This is a genomic window from Sulfobacillus sp. TH-112, from assembly GCF_057473405.1.
On sequence record NZ_JBYCKN010000134.1, the window covers coordinates 21,822 to 32,611 of the forward strand.

Annotated in this window: 9 protein-coding genes and 1 riboswitch; of the genes, 7 read left to right on the forward strand and 2 right to left on the reverse strand. The window is 52.8% G+C overall.

All coding sequences use genetic code 11. The annotated features are described in order from the left end of the window. Positions 1-83: 83 nt before the first annotated feature. On the reverse strand, positions 84-1,052 hold the full coding sequence (locus tag ACOJWD_RS09575) for a LysM peptidoglycan-binding domain-containing protein (protein ID WP_486993003.1): 969 nt from the start codon (positions 1,050-1,052) through the stop codon (positions 84-86). 11 nt (positions 1,053-1,063) lie between these two features. Then, a riboswitch (cyclic di-AMP (ydaO/yuaA leader) is annotated at positions 1,064-1,199 on the reverse strand. Between the two features lie 233 nt (positions 1,200-1,432). On the opposite strand from ACOJWD_RS09575, the gene topA reads away from it, so the two are divergent. From topA to codY, 6 genes are all read left to right on the forward strand, one after another. Next, positions 1,433-3,526 (forward strand): type I DNA topoisomerase, encoded by a 2,094-nt coding sequence (gene topA / locus ACOJWD_RS09580; RefSeq protein ID WP_486993004.1) that lies wholly within the window; start codon positions 1,433-1,435, stop codon positions 3,524-3,526. Next, positions 3,507-4,841: a methylenetetrahydrofolate--tRNA-(uracil(54)-C(5))-methyltransferase (FADH(2)-oxidizing) TrmFO gene (trmFO, locus tag ACOJWD_RS09585; protein ID WP_486993005.1), complete on the forward strand. Its 1,335-nt coding sequence runs from the start codon at positions 3,507-3,509 to the stop codon at positions 4,839-4,841. The genes topA and trmFO overlap by 20 nt, the downstream gene beginning before the upstream one ends. Positions 4,842-4,857: 16 nt before the next feature. Continuing rightward, positions 4,858-5,721, forward strand: a complete 864-nt coding sequence (locus tag ACOJWD_RS09590; RefSeq protein ID WP_486993006.1) for a tyrosine recombinase — start codon at positions 4,858-4,860, stop codon at positions 5,719-5,721. A gap of 142 nt (positions 5,722-5,863) precedes the next feature. Further along, positions 5,864-6,406, forward strand: coding sequence for an ATP-dependent protease subunit HslV (gene hslV, locus ACOJWD_RS09595; protein ID WP_486993007.1), 543 nt, complete (start codon positions 5,864-5,866; stop codon positions 6,404-6,406). A gap of 12 nt (positions 6,407-6,418) precedes the next feature. Beyond that, complete coding sequence (hslU, locus tag ACOJWD_RS09600; protein ID WP_486993008.1) at positions 6,419-7,831, forward strand: ATP-dependent protease ATPase subunit HslU; 1,413 nt, start codon at positions 6,419-6,421, stop codon at positions 7,829-7,831. 91 nt (positions 7,832-7,922) lie between these two features. Then, entirely contained in the window at positions 7,923-8,705 is a 783-nt protein-coding gene (gene codY / locus ACOJWD_RS09605) for a GTP-sensing pleiotropic transcriptional regulator CodY (RefSeq protein WP_486993009.1), read from the forward strand. Between the two features lie 70 nt (positions 8,706-8,775). Here codY and ACOJWD_RS09610 read toward each other — a convergent pair whose 3' ends face one another. Then, the gene (locus ACOJWD_RS09610; RefSeq protein WP_486993010.1) at positions 8,776-9,672 is read right to left on the reverse strand and encodes a hypothetical protein; all 897 of its coding nucleotides are present in this window, start codon (positions 9,670-9,672) and stop codon (positions 8,776-8,778) included. Positions 9,673-10,353: 681 nt separating this feature from the next. On the opposite strand from ACOJWD_RS09610, the gene ACOJWD_RS09615 reads away from it, so the two are divergent. Further along, the coding region (locus tag ACOJWD_RS09615) for an LCP family protein (protein WP_486993011.1) at positions 10,354-10,790 on the forward strand (437 nt) is incomplete at its 3' end.

Sequence of the window (10,790 nt, forward strand, 5' to 3'; positions counted from 1 at the left end):
CTTCTCCCGCTAAGGTGTCCGTGTCACATAAAAAATATGTCGAAAAAAGGCGGAGCCCGAAGGCCCCGCCGCTGATCTAGAGTTTAGTTTACCGTTCCCGCTCCATAGTAATGGGATACATAGAACGGGTCGTTAAGATTCTGTATCTGGACTCCTTGACCCGGTTCCGGGGCATCAATAAATGCCGCCGAATATCCCATGGCGGGATCCGAGCCAATATAAATTCCTACGTGAGACGCTCCGGGAGCATAGGTTTGAAAGAATACCAGGTCGCCGGGTTCGAGATTGGCTTTTGACACATGGGTCACTTCATCATACTGCTCCCAAGTGGTACGCCCAATACTGATACCGTTTTGAGCCAGTACATACTGTACCAGACCCGAACAGTCAAAGCCGGTTGCAGGATTCTCGTCACCAAATACGTAAGGCACCCCGAGGTATTTCAGCGCGGTGGATACGATGGCTGCACCGACGGAGCTTGGAGCATCTTGCATAGGTAGTGAGACGCTATTGGATCCACTTGCGATGGCCGAAGAACTGCCGGGCAGGATCAAGACTTCGCCGACCGCAATATTGTTGGGATTCGACAGATGATTCAGTTGGGCGAGGATGGGCCATGTAGTATGAAACATGGCGGCAATCCCGGCCAAGGTATTGCCCGCTTCAACCGTATATCGGCGCACTGCGGACGACGCCTTGGCTGTAGCCGGTTCATTGGCTGCAAGCGTGGTTTGTCCACCAGGCACAGAGAGGACTTCGCCGATGCGAAGCACGTTGGGATTCGCTAAGTGGTTCATCGAAGCTAGCGTTTCCCAGGTGGTGTGAAATTGGCTGGCGATTCCTGCTAAGGTGTTTCCTGATTGCACCCGATAGGTGGCGCTGTGTGCGGCCTCAAAAGACAGTGAGGAGCTCGCGTGCGCGCTATCGATCAATTGATGATGAGGTGCCGTCGGAGATCCTTGAGCGACCGTCTGGACCGTGGTAAGCGGGGACAAACACAAGGCTGCAGCCACTAAAGCACCGCTGGCTACGCCAATCGAGCGTATATTCAAATAGGGGCTCCCCTTCCTTCGCGATTTGCCTCCGAGGTTAGTTCATGGTTCGGGCAGAAGGAGCCCTACGTGTAGACACGATTCACCAAGGGACAGGTCCCTTTATCCCCCGTACATGGAATTTCCATGATTCGGCATAAGGAGTCGTATCGATTATAGGGGGATCTTGTCGACATGTCATGAGCGATGGGATTGAGTGAGCGGTCATCACCACCTTCGCACGTCGCTTTTTGCCATAATATGTCCGTCACACTAAATATTTGGGATGCATGGAAAAAAGCGTCAGGGAAATAATGGGCGATTTTATGGGGAGGGCCTTTTCTGGATATCCGTGGCATAATGCGATAGTATAGGTACGCTTACGAACGGGAGGTGGCAGGTTGGCAAAGCCAAAGCCCTTGATTATTGTAGAATCTCCGGCCAAGGCCAAAACCATCAGCCGATTTCTAGGAAGTCGGTATCAGGTGAAGGCATCGATGGGGCACGTACGTGACTTGCCAAAGAGTCAGTTTGGTGTTGATGTCGAAAAAGATTTTCAGCCGCGCTATATTACCATCCGCGGCAAAGGTCCATTAGTGAAAGAATTGAAGGACGCGGCCAAAAAGACCGATCGCGTGTATTTAGCAACCGACCCGGACCGCGAGGGCGAGGCCATTGCTTGGCATCTGGGGGAAACACTAGGGATTAAGCCGGAGGATGCTCGTAGAATTGAATTCCACGAGATTACGAAAGATGCGGTGACTGAAGCGATTCGCTCGGCCCGACCGGTGGATATGAACTTGGTGGATGCCCAGCAGGCGAGGCGGGTACTCGACCGCGTGGTGGGGTACCAACTATCTCCGTTGCTGTGGCGCAAGGTACGTCCCGGACTGTCCGCGGGTCGAGTGCAGTCAGCCGCACTGAAGATTTTGGTCGATCGGGAACTGGACATTGAAGCTTTTCGTCCGGAAGAATATTTTACAGTGGAATTAACCGCCAATAGCCAACCGGCGATTGCTGCTCAGTATGTTGGCCCATTAGGCGAAAAGGGTCGTCTCACCGTGCTTGATCAAGGGGCGGTCCTGGAGCAAGTGCAAGTGGGAATGGACGTCGAAGTTCGGTCGGTGAAGACCCGGGAGCGTCGTCGCTTTCCGTCCCTCCCATTTACGACATCCACATTGCAGCAGGAGGCCTCACGGCGTCTCGGGTTTTCGGTAAAGCGTACCATGAGTCTCGCGCAACAATTGTATGAAGGACTTGAGGTGAAAGGGGAAGGGACAGTAGGACTTGTGACCTACATTCGCACGGACTCCACCCGTGTTTCGGACGTGGCCGTGGGAGATGCCAAGGCGTATGTGGAAAGTACCTACGGAACGCCGTTCTTTAAAGGAAGTGACGTCCCGAAACGTCCCCAAAAGGAAAGACCGGGGGTGCAGGATGCCCACGAGGCCATTCGACCCACGGTCGTGATGCGTCATCCTGACCAATTGAAAGGCTCTTTGGCACGGGACCAGCTACGCTTATACCGACTGATCTGGGAGCGTTTTGTGGCCAGCCAAATGGCGCCATTGGTGTATGATGCGACCACGGTGGAACTCATTCAGGGAGCACATGCCTTTCGGGCTCACGGATCGGTTGTGAAGTTCCCTGGGTTTTCGGTGCTTTATCAAGACACCCGTGAAGAGGGTGAAGAGAATGCCGAGAACGATGGGGCACTGCCGCTCTTAACTGAAGGGTCACGGCTTTCGATCGAGACCATCGAGTCCACCCAACACTTTACTGAACCGCCACCGCGATATACTGAGGCGAGTCTGGTGAAGACGCTCGAGGAACTTGGTATTGGTCGTCCCTCGACCTATGCTCCGATTATCGATACGTTGTTGCAGCGCGACTACGTCCGGCGGGAACAAAAGCGGCTGACACCCACAGAGCTTGGCCGGGTGGTGGTGGATCTCCTGAAAAACTACTTTCCTGAGATTGTGAACATTTCGTTCACCGCAGCTATCGAAGATCAGTTGGATCGCGTGGAGGATGCGGACCTAGTTTGGCAACAAGTATTGCGCGAGTTCTATCAGTCATTTGCCGAAGAGTTAGCTCGTGCGGATGAGGAAATCGAAAAGGTGGATATGCCCAACGATGTCACGGATGAAGTGTGCTCTGTGTGTGGGCGACCTATGGTCGTGAAATATGGTCGATTTGGTAAGTTTTTGGCATGTTCCGGATACCCCGAATGTACCAATACCGAGGCGATTGTGGAGAAGACCGGTGCTTTCTGTCCAAAATGCGGAGCAGACTTGGTGGCTCGACGCAGTAAGCGAGGACGGACCTTTTATGGTTGCCGCGCCTACCCTGAATGTGATTTTGTCACCTGGTGGCGGCCGACGGAGAACAAATGTCCGCGCTGTGGAACCTCTATGGCAACCAAGAAGAAAGGACGTCAGGAAACCTTGGTGTGTTTGAAGGAGGGATGTGGCTTTGAAGAAGAAGCTCAATAACCGTGTGACCATCGTGGGCGGTGGTCTCGCAGGCTCCGAGGCGGCCTATCAGGTGGCCTCGCGGGGTATTGCGGTCGATCTCTATGAGATGCGGCCCGTGACCATGACGCCTGCGCATCATACCGAGCGTTTGGCTGAACTGGTCTGTTCAAACTCCTTCGGCGGAGATGTCGGTCTGTCCCCGGCTGCCTTACTCAAAGACGAAATGCGGCTCTTTGATTCACTGATTCTGAAGGCCGGACGCGAAGCGCAAGTGGATGCTGGTTCGGCGCTCGCGGTGGATCGTGATGTCTTTAGCGAAGGAGTCACGCGCGCTATTGAGGCGCATCCTTTGGTGACCATTCACCGGGAAGTGGTCCAACAGGTGCCGGATGGGCCGACCATTATTGCGACCGGTCCCTTGACTCATGAGTCGTTAAGTCAGAGTCTCATTGACACTCTGGGCGATAGTCCGCTCTCGTTCTTCGATGCCGCAGCACCGATTGTCTTTGGCGAGTCGATTGATATGGACCATGCCTTCTATGGATCTCGTGAGGGAAGCGATGACTATATTAACTGTCCCTTAACCAAAGCCGAGTACGAAATATTTTACGAGAACTTGGTGCAAGCGGAGCAGCATGAACGCCATGATTTTGAGGATGTGGCGTTTTTTGAAGGCTGCTTACCGATCGAGGAGTTAGCGCGACGTGGCAAGAGGACCCCGCTTTTTGGACCGATGAAGCCCATGGGATTAAAAAACCCCTTTGAAGACGGACGCCGTCCTTATGCCGTGGTGCAATTACGCCGAGACAACGCGGCTGGGTCGCTTTGGTCATTGGTGGGATTTCAGACCAATTTGCGGTGGGGAGAGCAAAAGCGGGTCTTGCAGTTGGTGCCAGCACTGCACCAGGCGGAATATGCTCGCTATGGAGTGATGCACCGCAATACCTATTTGAAAAGCCCTAAGATACTGGATGCATCTTTAGCAGTCCGGCGTCGGGAGGACTTGTGGCTTGCGGGGCAGATGATTGGGGTCGAGGGCTATGTCGAGTCCGCGGCTTCGGGGATTCTGGCCGCGATGAATGCGGTTCGCTATCTTCAGGATCAAGAACCGCTCATTCTCCCTCGAGAGAGCATGATGGGCGCACTTTTTCATTACGTGAGTCATGCCGATCCAGAGAGTTTCCAACCGATGAATGCGACCTTTGGGCTGTTTGACCTGCCTGACGATATTCGCGCCTTAAAGGAGAAGCGTCAGCGTCGTGAGTGGTTGCGACAACGGGCCTTGGCGGCAATGAACGATCTCGCCGCATTGCAGGTTCGCGATCATGCCTAAGGCGACATTCCCGGACGTGACTGAGTATCTACGCTATTTGGATGCGGTCGATAACTGTTCTCCACACACGCTGAGGGCCTATGAGACGGACTTAGTGGCCTTTATGGAAGAGCTCCGCATGCCGATCGATCGTATCGATGCTAAGCAGATTCGTCACTATCTCTTGCAAGAAGGGGCGCGCGGCTTGTCGGCGCGCAGTGTGGCACGGAAGCTGGCGGTCATTCGCAGCTTCTTTCGCTATTTGGAGCGAGAGAATCGCGTGGCCATGAACCCGGCCAAGCGGGTGTTGGCGCCGCGCTTTCGGCGCGGCTTGCCGCGTGTCTTGACGATTGACGAAATGGCCACTTTTATCGAGGCCGCGATGCGCGATGCAGGGCCCTTGGGGATTCGCAACTGGGCACTCATCGAACTCATGTATAGCGGGGGATTGCGCAGCCAAGAGGTGGTCGATTTAGATGTCGAGGCCATCGCCTTTGGCGACGCGACGGTGCGTGCGCTGGGCAAGGGGCGCAAAGAGCGTATCGTGCCGATTGGCCGCTACGCGGTGCAGGCGCTCACTCAGTATCTTGAGGTGGCGCGCCCCAAACTGTTACATAGAAAGACTAAAGCTCTCTTTTTAAATGCTCGAGGCGGCCGGCTTACGACTCGGAGTGTGCGTCGCATTGTCAAAGCCACATTGCTCAAAAGTGCGTTGCATCGCAATATTAGTCCCCACTGGTTGAGGCATTCATATGCCACCCATTTGCTGATGGGGGGCGCTGATCTGCGCGTGGTGCAGGAGCTATTGGGCCACGAAAGTCTTCGCACCACCCAAATTTATACTTATGTATCGCAAGAGCAATTGGGAAAAATCTATCAACAAACCCATCCCCGAGCTTAAGGGCGGTCAGATGGTGCGCGAGCGTGATAACATAAGTACAGTACAGGTCGACGAAGACCAAAGTGCCTTCACATCACGAGGAGCATGATGGAGTGTCACACGATGAGGCGATGTGGCAATGACCGATCGGGGAGGGATTAGCATGAGTGACTTTCATGGGACCACCATTCTAGCGGTGGTGAAGGACGGACATGCCGTGATTGGAGGAGATGGCCAGGTTACCTTTGGAGAAAATACCATTATGAAACATACTGCCAAAAAGGTCCGCCGCTTGTACCATGGCCAGATTGTAGCGGGATTCGCGGGTGCGGTAGCCGATGCACTGACCTTATTCGAACATTTTGAGGGAAAGCTTGAGGAAAGTCATGGCAATTTGCCGCGAGCTGCGGTGGGACTGAGCCGTCAATGGCGCACCGACCGGATGTTAGGGAAGTTGGAGGCGCTCCTTTTAGTGGCGGATCGTGAAAATTTGTTTCTGTTGTCGGGAACGGGTGAAGTGATTGAGCCAGATGATGGCATTGCCGCGGTGGGTTCGGGGGGGAGCTATGCGTTGGCGGCGGCGCGAGCATTGGTATCGGTACAAAGTGGTCTTGAACCTCACGAACTGGTGCGCCGATCGCTCGAGATTGCAGCCGACATTTGCATTTACACCAACCATCACCTGACCATTGAGACATTAGACTAGGAGGCGACGAAAATGGATGAAGCATCATTAACCCCCGCACGCATCGTGGCGGAGCTGGACCGCTATATTGTGGGACAGAAAGAGGCGAAGCGGGCTGTAGCCATTGCCTTGCGCCATCGCTGGAGGAGAAGTCGATTAGAGCAGGAACTGCAAGACGAAATTACTCCCAAGAACATCCTCATGATCGGTCCCACCGGAGTGGGAAAGACGGAAGTGGCTAGGCGTTTGGCGAAACTGTTGCACGTGCCATTTATTAAGGTGGAAGCCACGAAATTCACGGAAGTGGGGTACGTGGGGCGGGATGTGGATTCGATGGTGCGGGACTTAGTGGAGACGGCCATTCGGATGGTTAAAGAGGAACGCAGCCATGAGGTGAGGGACCGTGCTGAGCGGATGGCCGAAGACCGCATTGTTGAGGCGATGGCGCCATTTCCCGAAGACACCACCACCACCGCTGGGGGGACGCATAATCCCTTTGAAATGTTTTTTGGCGGCGCATCGAACCCCAATGCCTCGCGTCCTGTCGATATCGAAGAGAGACACCGTATTGAAAACGAACGGCAACGAATTCGTGAGAAGTTGCGAATGAAGGCGATGGAGCATGAAGTGATTGATGTCGAGGTCGAAGATGCCGGACCGACCATGCCGATGATGGGCAATATGCCGGGGATGGATAATCAAATGAACTTGGGCGAGATGTTCCAAGGACTCTTGCCAAAGCGCATGAAGCGCCGCAAGATGACGGTGGCGGAAGCCCGCAAGGTACTGACGCAAGAAGAAGCCGACAAGCTCATTGATGCGGATGCTGTGACGGCGGATGCCATTTGGCGAGTGGAGCAACAAGGGATTATCTTTATTGATGAGTTTGATAAGATTGCGACGGGACATGATGCGCATGGCCCAGACGTCTCTCGAGAAGGCGTGCAGCGCGATATCTTGCCGATCGTAGAAGGGTCAACCGTGCAAACCAAATATGGACCGGTGAAGACCGATCACATCCTCTTTATTGCAGCAGGCGCCTTTCATGTCTCTAAACCGAGTGACCTTATCCCAGAACTGCAAGGCCGTTTTCCGATTCGGGTGGAGTTTAACGCCTTGACGGAGGATGATTTTTATCGCATTCTCACCGAACCCCGGCATTCGCTGATTTTTCAATACCAAGCCTTATTGGGTGCTGAGGGCATCGAGGTCACGTTTGATGAGAGCGCACTCCGTCAAATGGCCGGCTATGCTTTTAAGGTCAATCGTGACAGCGAAAACATCGGTGCTCGCCGATTGCATACTATTCTGGAAAAGGTGCTCGAGGAGCTTAGCTTTAGTGCCTCTGATTTAACGGGGCAGAGTATTACCATTACCGATCACTATGTGGATGAACGGCTTGAACGCATCGCCGACAATATTGACATCAATCGGTATATACTCTGAATTTTTGTTTTCGTCGTGAGCTTATGCCACTTTTCATGCTATAATTCAAGCGTGATTACTTGAATCATGTCGAATTTAGGGAGACGATGACGTGGAAAATCTTTTAGATAAGACCCGCCGGATTAATCGCTTGCTGCAACGCTCAGCGGGTCATCCTGTGAATTTTGAGGAAATGGCAAAAATACTGAGCGAATTGATCCAAGCGAATGTGTATGTGGTCAGTCGCCGAGGAAAAATTTTGGGGTACTCTTTATTGGATTCGTTTGAGTGTGATGTGATGGTTCGCGAAGTATTGGGACCGGAAGTGTTTCCCCAAAACTATAATCAAGGGCTACTGAAGGTGGACGAAACGCACGCTAACATTTCGCAAGATAAGCGACAGTGTGTATTTTTCCATGATAAACCGTGTCTTTATGAAAATAAACTGACCACTATTGTGCCTCTAAATGGCGGTGGAGATCGGTTAGGGACCTTGGTGATCTCGCGATTTGGTCGGGAGTTTGATGAAGAGGATCTGATCTTGGCTGAGTATGGAGCGACCGTCGTTGCCATGGAAATCTTGCGTTCCAAGTCTGATGAATTGGAGATGGAAGCGCGCAAGAAGGCGGCCGTCAAAGTGGCCATCGATACCCTGTCGTATTCGGAACTCGAAGCGGTGCAACACATTTTTGATGAATTGGGCGGTCCAGAAGGGCTGTTGGTGGCGTCAAAAATTGCGGACCGTGTCGGTATTACACGATCTGTCATCGTGAATGCACTACGTAAATTTGAGTCGGCAGGGGTTATTGAGTCTCGCTCGTTGGGCATGAAGGGCACCCATATTCGGGTGCTCAATGATCGCCTGTTGGGGGAACTCAAAAAATTGCAGCGGTAACCGCGCCACAATCCCGCACGACATCAAGATAAGGCTCCCTGGCCTTCTTAAGGGCAGGGAGCCCCTTTTTTTATTTTGCTCCCGGCGGAGTCAGCCAAATGACTGAGAGATAAGCTTTCCCGAAGAGCTTGGATGGCACTGGATGGCCCTTAGGATCGGTATACTCCTTAAACCAGCCCCAGGAGGCCGGTTCAGAGGTCATAAATCCTGAAATTTGGCCGCTGGTCGAGACCAGCACTTTAATCGCCGGCCCAGTGATAGTAGGGGCATAAATGCTATATCCCTTATAGGTTGAGGTTTCCTTGGCATAAGCGCTGAGCCGCGGATTGGCGCTGACGAACTTCGACCATGAGGTCAAGTCTGTCGGCAGGGTCGATGCCATCCTCGTGGTAATGTTAGACGGCGGTACGAAGTAGAGGTGTTCGCTATTCCACGCGACGCCCCCATTGGGTACGGTCGTTGGAAGATCATTCCACGGGAAGCTGCCCAGGTTTTCGGGATAGCTGGTTTCGATGGCCGGAGTCTGCCCAAAATTATTGGTCATGAGCACCAGCCCTGGCGTGGGTGCAGCCCAGTGATAGCCCATGTCGGGAATAAAATTCGAAACTTCGTGATAGTCCTTCAGCGCAGGATTAAATGGTTTAAGCGCTGCGTATTCCGGAAGAATGGCTAGATTCATCGGCTTCATGGCTGCATAATTGGCTCCCGCTTTCACGCCGCTCTTGCCTTTTGCTTTGCCGCTTTTTTTACTTGTCTTGTGTGTACCGCCGTGTTTGCTTTTGGCGCTGTCTTTTCCTTTGGATGAAGAGGCTTTGGCGGAGCCGCTGGACCCCGTAGTATTGTGGTCAGTGTGGCGTGACGAGTTGACCTGGCCGGCATTGTGAGAAGAGGAATCTCCACACCCGGCGATGAATGCCATTCCCACGCTTGCAACCATCAGTGTGGTCTTCAAATGGCTTCTTTTCATGATGACCCTCCTTTCGATCTGTGCGATCTCTTCAGATGGCTTTAGCATGACCTCAAATTACGTGAGATATGTGTCCTATGAGGAAGTAGAAACCAAGTAGTCATTGCCTGACGAGGAAATTTGTGGGTGAAGAAAGTCATGGGCAGGCGATGCAAAGATCCCTCAGGCGTCCAGAGAAGGGACGTCAAGTCCATTGGCGCTCTTTGGAGCGACTGAATCCAGCGTTCTCGGGAATATACATCATCCGGAGGATGAGCCGGCGAGGCTTTGGCGCTGATATCGTCGGGTTTAGTAGAGGGTTTTGTGTATGAGATGCTGGCACCTGGGAAGGGTGTTTTGCCATCAGCGTTCCGACCTATGGCCTCCTACGCCCTATGTAGCAGGGACGGCGGTAGCGCCCTTGGTCATCACGACGGCGGATGCAATGGTGTCGCGCTTAGAGCTCTCACTCGCGCTCATTCCTTCACGCATCGAGGACTCTACTGAGGGGCAATGGCCATTTTCTCAGCGCAAAGATATTGACCCAAGTTTTGGGGCACAGGACTCATCTTGCAGGTAACATTTGATGCGCCGTGAGCGTTACGATAGGGGAGAATGCCGTGTTATTCGACAAATATTATGTATCGTTAATTGATGAGTGATTTAGTATAATGGCTTCGTGATTTCTAAAGGGGGAACATCGTGAGAAGAGTACGTTGGGGCCGTCTGATTTTGTCGATTGTCGCTGCCCTGGTTATTGTCGGTGTGGGTACCGGGTATTATCTTTATCGCCAAGTTTCCCCACATGCCATTGCCGCCAAGGCGGTATTAAAAAATCCGCCGGCTTTCAAAAATCGCATCACCATTTTGCTGCTGGGAAACGCCCTATCGATTATTAACAACAAAGATGACACTAACCCTTATGTTCGCGATCGCACCGATACCATGATGCTTATCTCTATCAATCCCAACACCTATCAAGCCAGTGTGTTGTCTATACCCCGGGATAGCTACGTGGACATTCCACATGTGGGAATGACCAAAATTAATGAAGCCAACTATTTTGGTGGGCCCAAACTTGCCGTGAAACTGGTCGAAGAAACATTGCATGTCCCGGTGGACTATTACATGGAGACCAC